Source organism: Muricauda sp. SCSIO 64092, from assembly GCF_023016285.1.
Lineage (GTDB): Bacteria > Bacteroidota > Bacteroidia > Flavobacteriales > Flavobacteriaceae > Croceivirga.
The window spans coordinates 5,110,509-5,126,925 of the sequence record NZ_CP095413.1 but is presented as its reverse complement, the minus strand read 5'-3'; the positions used below and the strand labels follow the sequence as shown (position 1 = coordinate 5,126,925).

11 protein-coding genes are annotated in these 16,417 nt (G+C 42.6%); 3 read left to right on the top strand and 8 right to left on the bottom strand.

Annotation, left to right across the window (positions count from 1 at the left end; genetic code table 11):
- Positions 1 to 25 precede the first annotated feature (25 nt).
- Complete coding sequence (locus L0P88_RS21320) at positions 26 to 1,192, top strand: alpha-hydroxy acid oxidase (protein WP_247131897.1); 1,167 nt, start codon at positions 26 to 28, stop codon at positions 1,190 to 1,192.
- On the opposite strand, the gene L0P88_RS21315 is transcribed toward L0P88_RS21320, so the two are convergent.
- Together L0P88_RS21315 and L0P88_RS21310 are read right to left on the bottom strand one after the other, a co-directional pair.
- Positions 1,189 to 2,427: a glycosyltransferase gene (locus L0P88_RS21315; protein ID WP_247131896.1), complete on the bottom strand. Its 1,239-nt coding sequence runs from the start codon at positions 2,425 to 2,427 to the stop codon at positions 1,189 to 1,191. The two genes, L0P88_RS21320 and L0P88_RS21315, sit on opposite strands and share 4 nt — an antisense overlap.
- Positions 2,428 to 2,430: 3 nt before the next feature.
- Positions 2,431 to 3,942, bottom strand: a complete 1,512-nt coding sequence (locus tag L0P88_RS21310; RefSeq protein WP_247131895.1) for a DEAD/DEAH box helicase — start codon at positions 3,940 to 3,942, stop codon at positions 2,431 to 2,433.
- A gap of 235 nt (positions 3,943 to 4,177) precedes the next feature.
- Here L0P88_RS21310 and L0P88_RS21305 point away from each other — a divergent pair, with 235 nt between their 5' ends.
- A complete protein-coding gene (locus L0P88_RS21305) occupies positions 4,178 to 5,041 on the top strand; it encodes an RNA polymerase sigma factor RpoD/SigA (RefSeq protein ID WP_158779093.1) in 864 nt (287 codons plus the stop codon).
- A 71-nt stretch (positions 5,042 to 5,112) separates the two neighbouring features.
- A complete protein-coding gene (locus L0P88_RS21300; RefSeq protein WP_247131152.1) occupies positions 5,113 to 6,654 on the top strand; it encodes an IS1182 family transposase in 1,542 nt (513 codons plus the stop codon).
- A 484-nt stretch (positions 6,655 to 7,138) separates the two neighbouring features.
- Here L0P88_RS21300 and L0P88_RS21295 read toward each other — a convergent pair whose 3' ends face one another.
- From L0P88_RS21295 to L0P88_RS21270, 6 genes are read right to left on the bottom strand one after another with little or no spacing between them, the layout of a single operon-like run.
- On the bottom strand, positions 7,139 to 8,347 hold the full coding sequence (locus L0P88_RS21295; protein WP_247131894.1) for a YaiO family outer membrane beta-barrel protein: 1,209 nt from the start codon (positions 8,345 to 8,347) through the stop codon (positions 7,139 to 7,141).
- Positions 8,347 to 10,680: a sulfatase-like hydrolase/transferase gene (locus L0P88_RS21290; protein ID WP_247131893.1), complete on the bottom strand. Its 2,334-nt coding sequence runs from the start codon at positions 10,678 to 10,680 to the stop codon at positions 8,347 to 8,349. The genes L0P88_RS21295 and L0P88_RS21290 overlap by 1 nt, the downstream gene beginning before the upstream one ends.
- Complete coding sequence (locus L0P88_RS21285) at positions 10,680 to 12,110, bottom strand: glycosyltransferase family 2 protein (RefSeq protein ID WP_247131892.1); 1,431 nt, start codon at positions 12,108 to 12,110, stop codon at positions 10,680 to 10,682. The genes L0P88_RS21290 and L0P88_RS21285 overlap by 1 nt, the downstream gene beginning before the upstream one ends.
- Positions 12,103 to 14,184, bottom strand: coding sequence for a HEAT repeat domain-containing protein (locus L0P88_RS21280; RefSeq protein WP_247131891.1), 2,082 nt, complete (start codon positions 14,182 to 14,184; stop codon positions 12,103 to 12,105). Before L0P88_RS21280 ends, L0P88_RS21285 begins: the two co-directional genes overlap by 8 nt.
- Positions 14,175 to 14,555, bottom strand: coding sequence for a response regulator transcription factor (locus L0P88_RS21275; protein ID WP_247131890.1), 381 nt, complete (start codon positions 14,553 to 14,555; stop codon positions 14,175 to 14,177). Before L0P88_RS21275 ends, L0P88_RS21280 begins: the two co-directional genes overlap by 10 nt.
- Positions 14,556 to 16,283 carry an ATP-binding protein gene (locus L0P88_RS21270; protein WP_247131889.1) on the bottom strand — a complete coding sequence of 576 codons (1,728 nt, stop codon included), beginning with the start codon at positions 16,281 to 16,283 and terminating at the stop codon, positions 14,556 to 14,558. It abuts the gene before it with no gap.
- Positions 16,284 to 16,417: the final 134 nt, after the last annotated feature.

Sequence of the window (16,417 nt, the reverse complement as noted above, 5' to 3'; positions counted from 1 at the left end):
TTACCTAAGAACCCAATTAAGCATCGTGTCCTATAACAAGAAATTGGAATATTATTCAAATACGTATCCCAAAATTGTGGATATCGCCCAAAAAGCCAAAAAACGTATTCCAAATGTGGCTTGGGAATACCTTGATTCCGGAACAGGGGACGAAAGTCTGTTGCAAGCCAATCGAAACGCTTTTGAAAAGATTCGTTTTTTGCCCAGGTTTTGCAAAGGTTTCCTGGAAGCACGTATTGAAACCGAACTTTTTGGCCAAAAATACAGCGCTCCAATAGGAATTGCCCCTGTTGGATTGACAGGATTACTATGGCCCAAAGTAGAACAGTACCTGGCCTTAACGGCCAATCGAATGCAAATCCCGTATTGCTTAAGTACGGTGGCTACGGAAACCCCGGAAACCATTGGCCCAAAAGTTGGGGATATGGGTTGGTTTCAGTTGTATCCACCAAAGGATAAAGATGTCCGGGATTCCTTGTTGGACCGGGCCAGGAATTCAGGTTTCCGTACGCTGGTGGTTACCGCGGACGTCCCAATGGCCAGTAGGCGTGAGCGTAGCAAAAAGGCTGGGCTGGCCATTCCACCCAAGATCACCACCAAACTGATTTGGCAAGGCATCACCAACCCTATATGGGGTTATCATACGATTCGGAGGGGATTGCCCAGACTAAGAACCGTGGAACATTACACCAATACTAACGATATGAAGTTTGTTAGTGGATTTGTTGGCAATCGATTGGGTGGTACGTTGGACTGGGAGTATTGCAAGGAATTACGGGATATTTGGGAGGGACCCATAGTGCTCAAGGGGATCCTAAATCCAGATGATGCCTCAAAAGCTGTTGAAATAGGATTGGATGGCATTTATGTTTCCAACCATGGAGGGAGACAGTTTAACGGTGCTGTTCCTGCCATTGAAGCATTGCCCGGCATTGTTGAAACCGTAAAAGGAAAGGTACCCATACTGTTCGATAGTGGCATACGTACAGGATTGGACGCCATGCGTGCGCTATATCTTGGGGCCGATTTTGTTTTTGTCGGTAGACCGTTTATCCATGGCGTATGCGCATTGGGAAAATACGGGAGTGATCATGTAGCCCATATCCTCATGGACGATCTAAAGAACAATATGGTGCAATTGGGCGCAAAAACCGTGGAAGAGGTTCGCAAAGCGGTGATATACAAAAGTTAGCTTTTTTTATTTTTTTCCTCGATCCACTTCCCCATATATTTTGTGGCGTTCATGGTTTGATGGCGCAATAAGGTGCCTATTATATTTTTATTCCGATGATCCTCAAGGTTTTGTAGCATTAGGTTCACTTTTTTGAAAAGCTTTTCTGCCAGAAGTTCCCGATTATAGTTGGTATTGATAAGTTGTATTCCTTTTTTTTGGGCCTCTTGCCAAATCCTTTTTTCTTGATAGAGTGCTACGGCCCGTTGGGCAAAATCCTTGGGGTCATCAGCGATAAAACCGGCCCAGGCCGAGCTCATGGCCATTCCTTCTTTTCCTATATCCGTAGTTATGCTGGGTGTACCACATTGCATGGCCACAGCCAATTTTCCTTTAATTCCAGCACCAAAACGCAAGGGAGCCAACACCATACGGGCCTGTTCCACTTTTTTTTCCAAATCCGAGATCCAACCATGGACCAAAATCCCATCTTTCGGCCGGTGCATGTCCTTGACTTGTTGTGGCAGGTAAGCCCCATATATATGGAGTCTTGTTTCGGGCAATTCCCTTCTGATCATCGGCCAGATAATCTTTTTTAGATAGGTAAAGGAATCCACATTGGGAGCATGTTTTCCATTGCCGTAGGAAATGAAGTCCAAACGCTCCTCAAAACTGGGCCAAATAGCCCTGTGTGCCTCACTTATTTCTTCAAGCATAAAGGGCAAACACCACAAAAGGCTTTCGCTTATTCCCGTTGCCCCTTGGAGGAGGCTTTTTTCAAAAGAGGATACCAATAAGGTCAAATCTGAACGGAAGATACTGGCCACTTCACGTTTGGTCTTATCCTTTTGCAGCCAATCCATTGCGGTAAATGTGCTGTCCCTTTTCAAGCAGACTTCCCGATATTCCCTTAGGGAATGTAAATCTTCGGTATTCGACACCCTTAAGGCATTTGGGCAGCTTTCAGCTATTCGCCAACCAAATTGTTCCTCGACCATGAATCGGTCAAACACCACAATATCCGGGTTTTTCTTTTTGGCCAAATCTTCAAAACTGCTATGATTGAGCTTTATGGATACTTCTTCAATGCCCATTGCGGTCAGGTCATGGGAGTATTCGGTCCGTACCGCTACCGAAGCAAAAGTAATTTCATAATCCCTGTCCAAAAAAGCCCTCAAAAGCTGTAGCATCCGATTTCCCGCAGCAGTGGTGGTAGGCTCGGGCCAAATATGGCCAATGACAAGAAGTCTTTTCATGAACTACATCTGCTGTGCAAACTTTTTGGATATCCTGGAGCGTAACTTCCGTTCATAATCCTCTTCCAGCCATTCCTTATAATTCTTGGTATTGTTCATAATACAATACGAATACTGTTTTACCCGAAATGCAATTTCCTCTTTTAAGGCCTTTGCCAGGATACGGGCATCAAAAATATCCTCGCTGTTCTCAACACAGATCTGCGCGTGCTGCTCTATGCTCCGTTCCAATACAAGTTTGGATTTTTTGCCTTCTTCGAATACCTTTTTGTATTCTTCCTTTACATCAAAATTGATATTCTCCGATTTGGCAAATTTTGCCTTAAGTTCATCTGGCATTTCATAGATGAACTCCTTCTCTATTTCCTCATCATTCTTGATGTTTTCCAAGTAAAAATCCGGAAAATGGAAAATCTCCTGCCAATCCAAAGGCTCGTCCCAAGGTCCAAAACGGGCAATATTGTTCCCCAGATCAATCACTTTGAACCCGCTCTTATTGGGAAGTATCCTGGAGCCACGTCCAATCATCTGAAAATATAGGGTCAATGAACGGGTAGCCCTATTTAGGATGATGGATTCCACTGTTGGCTCGTCAAAACCTGTTGTCAGGATACTTACCGAAGTTAAGATGGCATTGGGGGTTTGGGCAAACCAATCCAATATCTCCCTACGTTCGGACGCCGTATTTCTGTTGTCCAAATGTCGGATATCATAACCCGCCTTTTTAAAGGTCTCGTACACGTAAAATGACGTATTGATACCATTGTTAAAAATAAGCGTCTTAGTGCCTTTGGCCACTTCCTCATATGCAGTTACCAACTTGCCCAGCATATTGTGGTTGCCATAAAACTCATCTGAGGATTTTACCGTATAATCACCGTGGATCCCCAGTTTTAAACTTTTAAGGCTAACATCATAGTTATACAGATCGGCTTTGGCCAAATATCCGTTCGCTATTAAGGATTTAATGGATTTGCCCACGATTAACTTTTTATAGTGGTCCTTCATGGGCAATTTAATGTTGGAACTCAACGGGGTAGCCGTAACCCCCAGAATTGTTGCGTGTTCAAAGTACTTGAACAGTTTTCGGAAGGAGTTGTAATGCGCTTCATCGATGATGACCAACCCAATGTTGTTGATTTTCACCTTTTCTTCCTGAAGCCTGTTGTTCAAGGTCTCCACCATGGCCACAAAGCACATATATTCGTCCTGGTCATTGAGCTCCTTTACATCACTATTGATGATTTTGTTGGTGACACCAAAACCGTGAAGCATTCGGGATGTTTGGAAACTCAATTCAATCCTATGGGTAAGTACGACCACCTTCTTTTTGGTAGTCTCAATGTACCTGCGTGTTATCTCCGAAAAAACAACGGTCTTGCCCCCTCCAGTGGGAAGCTGATATAAAATATTGCTACCCTCGGGCAACTTGGCCAATTCCGCGAAGATTTTTTCCAAATCCTCTTTTTGGTAGTCATAAAGTTTTTTTCCGGCAACTTCTTTTTGTAGCTCCAAGTCGATATCGTGGGTTTAGGCAGATTAATAAAAAACCTTACAAAATTAGGCGATTTTTAAATTGGCACGAAAAACTACCTGTCCTTTAATATCAAAATACTATTAACAATAGCCGAATTCAAGTACCGTAAAATACTACTGATAATTTTTTGAAAAGATTACAAGATTCCGTTTGGAATTGCCACGTTAAAAATGTATAATGAGAGCTTATATACACACTAAACCCAGAACACGAATGAGGCAACTTAAAATCATTAAACAAGTAACCAACCGTGAATCCAAATCCCTAGACAAATACCTACAAGACATAAGCAAAATAGAATTGATAACAGCCGATGAAGAGGTGGAACTCGCCCAAAAAATTAAAAGAGGGGACCAAGCTGCCCTGGAAAAGCTGACCAATGCCAACCTTCGATTTGTTGTTTCCGTTGCCAAGCAATATCAGAATCAGGGGTTGACCTTACCTGATTTGATCAATGAAGGAAATGTAGGTCTGGTCAAGGCTGCCAAACGTTTTGATGAAACACGTGGTTTTAAGTTCATTTCATATGCGGTATGGTGGATCCGTCAGTCCATATTACAGGCATTGGCGGAACAATCCAGGGTTGTACGCTTGCCATTGAACAAAATCGGTTCCATCAATAAGATCAAAAAAACGTTTTCCTATTTGGAACAGGCCCATGAAAGACCTCCTTCGGCGGAGGAAATTGCCAAAGAATTGGACATGACGGTCACCGAAGTAAAGCAAAGCATGAAAAATACCGGGCGTCATGTATCCATGGACGCTCCCTTAAAAGAAGGGGAGGATTCCAATCTATACGATGTTATGAAAGCGGGGGAATCCCCGCGTCCCGATAAGGAATTGATGCATGAATCACTGAACACGGAAATAAATCGGGCCCTGGACACCCTTTCTCCCAGGGAAGCCGATGTTGTTCGTCTGTATTACGGGATTGGAGAACAGCCTTCCATGACCCTGGAGGAAATTGGGAGTACTTTTGATCTGACCAGGGAACGGGTGAGACAAATTAGGGAAAAGGCCATTCGAAAATTGAGACATAGCTCTAAGTGCAAAATCTTGAAATCGTATTTAGGGTAATAAAAAAGAGGCTGTCTAAAAAGACAGTCTCTTTTTTTTGTTTTGGACCCAAAGGATAGTAACTTCAGGTTATGAGCCGAAAACAAGTCTGGAAGACCGATTCCCAATCCCAATTGAGCCTATTGCCGCCGAGTTATGACGATTTAGTACCGGTGAACCACCCGGTCCGTGTTGTCAACACAATTTTGGAAAGTATAGATCTGGGCGGTTTGGAGGCCACCTATAAGGGAGGCGGCACATCCAGCTACCATCCTAAGGTACTGTTGAAGATATTGGTCTATGCCTATTTGCGTAACCTTTACTCCTCACGCAAGATAGAACGGGCCTTATCGGAGAATGTACACTTTATGTGGCTCTCGGGCTGTTCCATCCCTGACCACAATACGATAAACAACTTCCGTTCAGGAAGGCTCAAGGGCAGGTTCAAGGCCATATTCAACCAAGTGGTGGCACTGTTGGCCGAGCAGGGCTACCTAAGCCTGAGGGACATTTATGTGGACGGCACCAAGATAGAGGCCAATGCCAACCGTTACACCTTTGTCTGGGCAAAGGGGACCAAGACCTCGCGCAGGCGTATCGAGAAGCAGTTAAGGGAACTATGGTCGTATGTCGAGAAGGTATATGCCCAAGAGGAACAATTGCCCAATGAGCCAAGCTTCGCGGCCATTGACCCTGAAGAAGTAACCAAAACCGTCGATACCATTAATGATGCCCTTAAGGATAAGGAAGTGGACAAGAAGGTAAAGCAGAAGCTCACCTATGCCAAGAAGAACTGGCCGGACAAAGTGGCCAAGTACAATGAGCAGGATAAGATACTTGGCAATCGTGGCAGTTACAGCAAGACCGACCCCGATGCCACCTTCATGCGGATGAAGGATGACCATATGAAGAACGGACAGTTGAAAGCGGGCTACAACATCCAGGGGTCATCCAACAACCAGTTCCTTGTCAATTACACTTTGGAACAAAGCCCTACCGACACTACAACACTTCCCGGCCACCTTGAAGAACACCAAAGCAGTTTTGGCCAAATGCCGGGAAGGGTGACCGCTGACTCAGGCTATGGCAGTGAGGAAAACTATCAAAAGATGGAAGATCAGGGCATCGATGCCTTTGTCAAGTACAATTATTTCCACAAAGAACAACAGGAGGCCAAGTCGGGCAAGGTCAAAAAGCCCTTTACCGTGGACAAGCTCCATTATAATGAACAAACCGACACCTATTATTGCCCTATGGGTCAAGGGATGACCCATATTGGAAGCTTTCAACGGACCACTAAGAAGGGATACCTACAGACCATACACCAATACCAGGCCAAAAACTGTTCGGGATGTCCCATCCGCCCCCTCTGCCACAAGGCCAAAGGCAATAGGGTCGTGGAACGCAACCATAACCTGGAACGCCACAAACAAAGGGCAAGGGAAAAACTGCTCTCCGAAGATGGTATCGCCCACCGCAAACAAAGGTGCTGGGACATAGAGGCCATTTTTGGAAACATAAAGCAGAACATGGCATTCAAACGCTTTATGTTAAGGGGGATCGAAAAGGTAGAGACCGAATTTGGACTCATTGCAATGGCACATAACCTCAAAAAGCTAAGTCTGGCCCTTTGAAACCAACCTTGAACCCTTCAACCATAAACAAACGGAAAAATAACTTCCCAAATCCAGAAAATAGGACAAACAAAAAAAGTCGCCTAAAAATTACTTTCTAGACGACCTCTTTTTTATTGATAAATACTTAAACTTAAGAACAATTCAGTTGTGAGATGTTGTAGTCTGTTAGAATTTCATTCAAATCATTGATGAAATTAATGTATGCACTGTTTTCTTGATTCTGTCGCTCCATAGCTTTCGGTTTAGGGCAGTTTATAAATAATCCAGCTCTGCCAGTTCATTCATGCTCAAAATTTCATTTAGCTCCTGTAAGAATGCTAAATATTCCTCGCCGTACGTATCGTATAACATAGTGGTAGATTAGGTTTTTAATTCGGGTGCTACATGATTAACGCTAACATATCCCAAACATTATGCAATGACAATATTTTGTGGTGAAGTACATAAAAGTTGTTGTGAACTTTTAAATAGGAAAATTCGTTCAAAAACGAAATTGGTACCGAAGTCCAAAGGAAACGCCCCAAAAGAAATTGCCGGAATCAAAAAAGAGTTCTTGTCGTCTCACCCCTGCATTTAAAGTATACAGCCCTATATTGTTTTTGTCGGCAAACTGATATTCCAAGTTCAACATTTGGGTTTCCAGGAACAATTGGGTGGCGGAAAGCAATTCGCCATCCACAATAAGCTGGTTCAACTCGGAATCGAAGCCATAGGTCGCCCGAACGCCAAAAAAATGATTGCCATCCTTTCCGTATTTTCTTGCCAAAACGTTCCCTGCCCAACCCATTTGTCCATCATTCCTGACCGAAACAAAAGGCCTTGCCGACACATAATAATTCCCTCTGTACGTCCCGAAGGACCCCGTAAAAATGGTGGCATTATTTGCCGTAAACCGCACATGTCTGGCCCCAAGGGATACCTCAAATGCTTTGGGCAACTCCGCATAGAGTTCCAATCCTGCCCTGTGTTTGGGAAATATGACCGCGTTGGAATACCCGTAATTCACGTATCCATGGAACGTTTTGGAAATGGTGGGATAGATATCCACTTCAAACTGGGTTCCGGTTTGGTCAAATCTTTGGGCGTAATTGATCCTGGGCAGGATTTGTCCAAATTTGGTTTGGGCCTGGTATGCTATGGAAGTTTCGTACATGGGGTCAAAAACCACATCAAAGACTTCAACGGTCGTTGAAACGGAAATACCGTTTTTTCGTTTCAGGTTTTTGTTTTCCTCTTTCAGCTTTTCCTGGATAGGAGGCTTTTTATTCAATTCGAAAACAACCTGACTGCGCAATTCTTCAATGGCCTTATCTTCGCGAAGGTATATGAGGGCCTTATTCGAAAGTCCAAGGGCAATATTCAGGTTTTTGGAATACAGCTCATTCTTTATGGCCGCCAACCAGGCATCCCTTTTTTGTCGCTTTACCGATAGTATTCGATTAAAACGCTTTCGGGCTTCATTATAGTCTTTGTCCCAAGTGTAGGTCTTTGCAATAAGAATGGCCGCATCGGTATAATCCGGATATGATGCCAGAATTTGTTCCAGGGAATCCCTGGCAACGGCCCGGTTGCCTTCAAAAGCAATATTTCGGGCACTTAAAAAGGAGCTATCCGGGTCGGTTATTCCTTGGGACCGTACCCAAAAACAACCAAGCCCGATACATACCATATAAATAAAGCGTTTACCCATTATTCCTGAAACTGAATACCCGTTATTTGGTTTTTTTCCACATTTTGAATTTTCCCCATTCGGTTCATACAGCGTTCCACTTTTTTGATCAGCTCAACGGTTTCAATATTGTTCTCCTTCATTTGTTCATATATCCTGGACGCCCTTGAGTTGTTTCCCGACCAATAATACACATCCAACAATGCTCCATAGGCATCTTGATAAAAAGGATGGAGGTCAACCGCCTTTTCCAAAAGCATGATGGATTTATTGTAATGCTTCTTCCAGGCGTGTATTCTTCCTTGTAATATCAAGGCATCAATATGGCCTGGAACATTGTCCAGTATGTAAGCGGATAAAAGCAATGCCTTGTCATAATCACCATTATGGGCCAATTCCCTGGCGCTGTTATAGGCATTGTCATAATTCCTTCCATTGAAAACACTGCTTATCCAAACCATTTCTTCTTTGGCGAACTGTTTTTTACCAGTCTCATAGACCGCCAGGTCCCTAGGAAGGATTTTATTCTCCCTGGTCACATACGAATTAATGGCCTTAAAAAACTTTAATTCATTCTTGAGCGCTCCTTTTACCGAATCGTTGGGAGTTAAAAGTTCCAGGGTATCCCCTATTCCTGCAACTTTTCGACCCTTTACAAAATGGTTGTCGTATACCAGTGCCTTGACTCCATTGTTGGCTGTTGACAAAACCACTTTACCATCCTCCCGCAACAGTCCGTTTCCCAACCACGCGCTTTTTTGTGGTAGCTCAAAACCGTCCTGTTGCCGCAGCAAACTCAATAAACTAGGGGCTATATCGTGATGCGAAGCCAGATTATTTAATCCCATTCCGTGCTTTAACAGTGTACTGTAAATCACTAAGGGCACTTGATATTGCTTTAATGGATTTTCAATGGGCAAATAGTTTTTTCCACTACCGGTAACCACAAAAATGGTATTCCCGGCATCCTTGGTCAATGCGTACATCTTGAAGAGTTTCCCAAGGGCATCATCGGCATATTTCATTGCCGCAAACAAATCGACATTCTTTTTGACAAACCGCTTTTGTTTTCCATTGAACTTCATGGTATCAAAAGCCTTTTCAACCCATGATTCATAGTAGTCGGAATTCGGAATGGAGAAAGGTTTGGTCGTACTTAAGTTGAGAAAAAACTCAATTTTGGGCTGATTGGAGGCAAAATAGGACGAACCCCATTTTTTGTACAGTTCCCCATCTGGATATCCCAAAGTGACCCCTGCCCGATCCGCTTCCTGAAGTATATAACTATCGCTGAACCTTGATTTATCCAAAACAACATCCACTTGCTCTTCATTCAGAAACCTATCCATATTGTTCAAGGAGGCATTCCCCCCAAAATAGAACCCGGTGTTATAGTTGTTCTGCTTTAAAAGACCAAAGAGCGTATTTCTATTTGCCGAGTTTTCCAAGGCCATAAACCCATTTTCGCCTTGGGGCAAGGACCCCAGGATATTGGCGACCGCATCGGTCGTTGACGTGGAATTGGCCAAAAAACGATTCCAATACAAGGATTTTTGGGTAATGGAATCCAGAAATGGGGTAAATCCCGCAAATTTACCTTCCCCAAGAAATTCGGGCCTGAGGCCATCCCATACCACAATAACAATATTTGGGGAATGGGCATTGGAGGTAAAATGTTCAACAAACAAATCATCCTTTTGCCATTCCTGGAGCAACGGATATTCCTTACCCTCATATGTATTAAAATCCAAGAGATAGTCCGCAGTTTCTGAGATAAAACTTAAGGTCTTATTTTGATTGATCGGACTTTTCTCGGTAACCGATGTACTTAATGCCAGCAAAAAAAGGATGATGGTAAAAGGATACATTTTACCAATAAAGGGGTTTAAAAACGCAGAAAGCTTATAGAACCAAAAATAAAGTAGTCCAATACCCAGGATGACCAGTACAAATTTTAGGATAATGGCATTACTTAGCGTCAATGAAAACCCCGATTGAAAGTCGGTAATATGCAGCATTGAATAATTGTGGATAAAGTTTTCGATCAAAAGGACCTCGAATAGCAAAAAAGTGGAAAAAAGCACTAAGGATCCCCTAAATCCGGTACCAGGCTTACTGTGTTCCAGAAAACGGAACACCAATAAAAGGACAAATGAGAGTATTGCCGCAAATCCCAAATGGTTCACCAGCAGTAAAAGAAGGATCCTGTTCAAAGGCCTGTCAATGACCCCTCCATGGAAAAGGCTGAATTGCTGATACATGGAGAGCACAAAAAGTGCGAAGACAAAACCAATCAGGATTCTGGTGAAGTCCTTTAAGGTCCGTGTTTTTTTTATGTTGGTCTTTATCTCCATTATGCAGCTTTACTAAACCCTTTTCGGGTCATTGCACCCCAACCGGATTGTATTTTGAACAGTTTTTTATAATTCCCTTTTATGGCGGACCATACCACAATGGGATGAAAGAAAAAAGGTTCTACCATGGCGCAGAACATCAAGATCAGAATGTCTTTGGTCCTGCTGTATTGATTGTAGGAATACACATCCCATAGGATTGCGTAAAAAGAGAACATCACACTAAAGGTGTAGATGGCCAGTGTGATGGCCAAAAAGAATTCCCAGTTCAAAATCCCTAAAATGTAAAACAGGATGATTGAAAAGAATCCTAGGAACTCCAAAATGGGCGACATCCATTCATAGAAGAACCAATAGGGATAGCTCAACATTCCCAATCTTCCATACTTGGGATTAAAGAACATGTCCTTGTGCTTTTTAAGTGTTTCCAAGTTACCGCGGGACCACCTATCCCTTTGCTTCACTAAAACCTTCAAACTTTCCGGGACTTCCGTCCAGCAAAGTGGGTCTGGAATATACTCAATGGTATAAGGAATACCTTCATCATGCATATACCTCCGCATCCTAAAAACAATTTCCATGTCCTCCCCTACCGTATTGGTGTCATATCCCCCAACGGCCAGGGCAATCTCCCGGTCAAAAAAGCCAAAGGCCCCGGAGATGATCAGCAAACTGTCTATCCTTCCCCAGGCCATCCTACCTAGCAAAAAGGAACGCGTATATTCCAATAATTGAAATTTGGCCAACCAATTTTTAGGCAAATTAATTTCTTCCAAAGTGCCCCCGGAAATGGTACAGGAATTGGCTACCCTTATAACACCGCCAACAGCAATGACCCTTTTCTGCGATCGTTGTGAAAAGGACTTGACCACATGGAGCAGCGCATCCGGCTGCAATAGGCAATCCACATCAATACAACCCACATACCTGTTTTCAGAAAGATAGACCCCAGTATTTAAGGCGTCTGATTTGCCTCCATTTTCCTTGTCGATCACCGTTAGCTTGGAAAAACTCTTTTGATTGGACTTATAAATGCCCCGGACGGGCTTGGATTTCCAATTGGGGTCCATGGTATATTCAATTTTTTCCAGGTGGAAAGCACCGATCAGTTTTTCCAAAGTGTCGTCCTTGCTACCGTCATTGACCACCATTACCTCGTAATTCACATATTTTAGGGACAGTAGCGACCGTACATTTTCCACAATGGTCATCCCTTCATTGAATGCCGGGGCTATAATGGTTATGGAGGGGGCCAAAGGTGATGCCATTACCTTGGACAAATCCCCAAAACTGTTTTTGTTTCGATAGTGGATGGAATTACGGGCGGATAGATAACCCATAATACTGAACATGGAGAACAGCACTGTGGAGAACACTAAAAAAATAATGTTCATGTACTCTACAAATATGTCAAATACCCCACTATTCATGATCTTTTTTTTCGTTTTGCGTGTCCGTGGAACCCTCCAGGAAGAATTCTTCGGACAGTTCAAAATCAAATGGGAACGTATCCTGTCCTTCCTTTTTGGCAGCTTTTATTCCAAGTTCCTCATACAGGAACAAAAGCTCCAAAGGAATACGTTCGTCATCTTCCAAGTCCCTTTTCTGCCCCTCCTCGTTTTGAACACGCTCCGTATTCCCATTACCATCCATTTCCTTTGGAGCTTCAGGCGGTTCATCGGACAAGTTTACTTCTTGTACCAAAATCCTATTTTCGAGTTTATCGAGGGCCTTACGCACGGTTTTTAAGAGGGCGCCATGGGATATGGCCAAAAGACCTTTTAGAAATGGTATTTCCTTTTCATCCCCAACATCCATTAGTTCCTTTAAGAGAATGAGTTTGGAATCCAAGTCCGAAGCGTACTGGTAAAGGGCATAAAAAATGCTTTGTTGCTCCAATGGTAGTTCCGTTCCCTTTGTTGGAAGATTCCCTCCCTTATCCATAGGAACACTTTGCTTAATTGACTGCATTGCCTTAAAAGCTTTGAAACGCAGTTCCGAGTTGGACTCATTTTCCGCAATATGCTCCAATAATGGAAGTTCCCGTTCATCGGCAAATTCCTCCAATCGCTCCACAAGTTGCGATTTTTCCAAATCCGAAATACTGTCATAACCTTTTACCAAAGCGCTGGAATCCAAATCCTCGCCAATGGGTGGCAATACCCCCAACAACTGATCTATTGAATTTCCATAACCCTCTTCAATCGGTTGTAACTCAAACGTAGGGCTTATGGGTTCAACCGGTTGCGTTTTATTCTTGGGCTCGGGTATCTCCATGGCGTCGTAAAACTCTATGTCCTCAACCTCAATGGTTTCTGGAGGGCTTTGCAACACTTCCTCATAGGTAACTTCAATAGCATCGACCTTGTTCTCGGTATCTTCTTCATCCATTTTGGAAAAAGACCCTTTTTTACCTTCATCATGGGATACCTTTAGGATATCCTTGGATGGTAAGACCGTCTCCGGCTTTATGGTATTTATGGTACTTTGTGCTTTCCCAACGATAATGAAACTGCTTTCCTTTGAGGCTACTTCTTCCAAAAACAGAATATCATATGCAGACCCCAAAGAAGCTACCGCATTGAGAATGTTGATTTTGACCATGTTGGAGCTTTTCCAAAACACCTTTTTGAGCGTGCCTAATGCACTCACAAAGTTGAAATCGACAATACACTGTATGGCCGCTGTTTTTATCTCGTCGTTCTTGTGCTTTACCAATTCCTTGATTGAGGCTTCGGCCCCTTTTTGGTTGTAATGCTTTATGAGACGAAGGGCAAAAAGGACCACATCCTTATTTTGGGACAATAACCAGGCTTTGAATTGGGGAGGCCGGTAGTTTTTTATTTTCCCCAAGGTCTCAATGAGCTTTAACTGTTGCCATTCACTAATGGAGTGCCTGGTAGTATCCAATAAAAAATCTATGCCATCCTTTCGCAATCCCACGGTAGCCAGTTCCGCTTGTTTACGTACTACACTCCGGCGGTCATTGATAAACTTTTGAATTAATTGATAGGATTCTTCAACTTCCATTTCAGAGAGTTCCAAAATGCCTTGGGCAACGGTTTCCCAACGCCAACTTTCCAGTTTCTGAAAGGAATCATGATGAAGTTCCAGTTGTTTGTACAGTTTAAATAAACGCTCCCTGGTACCACCGGCCACGTCTTTTTGTAGATCAAAAAGGATTTGGGAAATGATTTTTCTAAAGGACCGATCGTTCAGGTATTCCCTAATCCTAATTTTTAATTGTACATATTCCTTCTGTTCATCCTTTGGGTCTTCTGGACTATGGAACAAAAAATTACTGATTATGGGTGCCAGTTCCTGGCGTTTTCCTTTTGTTTTTAACCTTAGCCGGGACAACTTGTTCCTAAAAAAGAATACAAAAACAAAATAAAGTCCTCCCAGGACCAAAAATAAAAAGGTCAGGTCCCAAAGTAGGTCTGTATGGATTTTTGGGATGCCCAGAATGGTTAAGATTTGGTATGTTAATTTATTTATGTGCAATAATGTCTTTTGATTTCCCTTGAAACCCTTACCATCAATTCAGATGGGCTAACCGGCTTTGCAATAAAATCGTTCGCTCCCATTTCAAAGGCACTTACTATATTTTCATCGTTTGATGCTGCTGAAATCAAAATAATTGGCACATCCGAATTCAGTTGGTTCCGAACATAATCCACCAATTCTATTCCAGAAAAATAGGGCATCATGATATCCGAAATAACAATATCGGGTATGGCAACTTCAAGGTTTTCCTTTACCGACCTACCATCAAACTCAATAACAACCTCATAACCATCGCGCTCAAGACGATATTTTAAGAGTGAAGCCAACATTTGGTCATCTTCTGCCAAAAGGAGTTTTCGCTTATCCATTTACAGCTCGTGTTTAATTCGTCTTATCTCCTCTTCCATGGCTTTCTCAATTTTGGGGTATTCGCTTACGAAATCTTCAAAAAGCCCTTTAAGATGTTCGATATTATTGGTTGTCCTACATTCCAAGATCATCTCTTCGCAAATGGCGATCAGCCTATTGGCATGTAACATCTTTAAGCACGATTTTATCTTATGTGCAGCGAATCCCACGCCCTGTAAATTTCCGCTTTGTAAATACATTTTGGTCTTCCCGATAAATTCCAGGATATTTTGCTCAAACAACCGTACAAGCTCATCCAAGAGTTCCGTTTTACCTAAACATTCCTGTAACAACAGATCAAGGTCAATTGGTTTGGTACGTGCTTCGCTGTATTCTTTTTTAGAAGCTGTATGCGCAACTTCCCGATTCCTATGTTGACTACTGGAATATATTTTCTCGCGCAATTCATCAGAATTGTAGGGTTTAAGGATAAAGTCATTGATTCCCAGATCATGGAATACATCCTCTTTATGGCTGTAGGCATCACCGGAAAGGATAATAATGGGCAAATTCGCGTATTCCTTGTTCTTTCGAATCCTTTTAACGATCTCCAAACCATTTGAACCAGGAAGGTGCATATCCAAAAGGACAAGATCGATATTGTGATTTTTTAAGAGTTGCAGACCATAGACTTCATTTTCGGCTATGTAGGGTTTACACCCCCACTGCTCCAACCTGTTCCGCATTAATCTTTGGGTAAGTGCATCATCCTCAAATACCAATATGGCCTTTTTGGAAATATCAAAGTTGTCCTCCAAATCTTTGGGGTCGGATGGTGCAGGGATGGAGACCACCTTGTCAAAAGGTAAAACAACCTTAAAGGTGGTGCCAATACCCAATGTACTGGAAACGGCTATACAGCCATGCTGTTTTTCAATGATTTCCTTAACAATACTTAATCCAAGACCGGAACCTCCATATTTCAGTTTCGTTGAGGGTTCTGCTTGTTTGTAGCTCTCAAAAATATGCTTGAGGTTTTCGTTGGCAATTCCTACTCCGGTATCGCTGATAATGAATTCCAGGAACAACCGTTTGCTTTTCTCCTCCTTTAGGTTGACTTTCAATTGTATTTCCCCTTCTTCCACAAACTTCACCGCATTTCCCATGAGGTTCAATAAGATCTGGGACAATTTGGAGGGGTCTCCCAAAAGGTTTTTTGGAATACGTTCGTCATAGTTCACCAAAAGTGCAACGTTCTTCCCGTTGATCAGGGTCTTACATAAAAAAGCCACCTCATTAATCAAATTGCCGGGATTGAAAGGAACCCGTTCAAATTTTTCCTGCCCAGATGCCAAACTGGAAAATTCCAATAACTGATTGATGAGTCCTAGAAGGTTTTTTGAAGCACCATCCATGGCATTTACAAGTTCATTTTGGTGATGGGATAATGGGGTTTCCTTCAGTAGGTCCAAAAACCCAATAATTCCATTGAGTGGTGTTCTGATCTCATGGCTTACATTGGCAATCAATCTGCTTTCGGTAGCAACCTGGTCGTAACCCCCAGTGGTTTTTTCCGATTCCACCAGTCCCGCGGGCATTCCAAATACTTTTTCCTCCAAACCAATTTTGAAGGATTCAAAGGATTTTTTAAGTCTTGAGGCTTCAGAACTTTTTAGTTCCGTAAAAGAAAAGCTATCCAATCCATATTCCAACTTTTCCAATTGTGTGAGTAGTTCCCTAGTGTCCAAAGTAGTTCAAATTATTCCAATTGTCAGAAAAGTCTAACAATCTGGTTATTATAATTTTAAAACTCTTCATTTCACGTAGTGTATCCAACTAATTGTTACCTACTGGCGGTTTTTTGTTGTCAAAATGCCTTATT

Bases quoted from the DNA above. Each gene is read 5' to 3' on its own strand.
- L0P88_RS21285 (WP_247131892.1), bottom strand. From the start codon at position 12,110: ATGAATAGTGGGGTATTTGACATATTTGTAGAGTACATGAACATTATT.
- L0P88_RS21290 (WP_247131893.1), bottom strand. From the start codon at position 10,680: ATGGAGATAAAGACCAACATAAAAAAAACACGGACCTTAAAGGACTTC.
- L0P88_RS21305 (WP_158779093.1), top strand. From the start codon at position 4,178: ATGAGGCAACTTAAAATCATTAAACAAGTAACCAACCGTGAATCCAAA.
- L0P88_RS21315 (WP_247131896.1), bottom strand. From the start codon at position 2,427: ATGAAAAGACTTCTTGTCATTGGCCATATTTGGCCCGAGCCTACCACC.
- L0P88_RS21275 (WP_247131890.1), bottom strand. From the start codon at position 14,555: ATGGATAAGCGAAAACTCCTTTTGGCAGAAGATGACCAAATGTTGGCT.
- L0P88_RS21300 (WP_247131152.1), top strand. From the start codon at position 5,113: ATGAGCCGAAAACAAGTCTGGAAGACCGATTCCCAATCCCAATTGAGC.
- L0P88_RS21295 (WP_247131894.1), bottom strand. From the start codon at position 8,347: ATGGGTAAACGCTTTATTTATATGGTATGTATCGGGCTTGGTTGTTTT.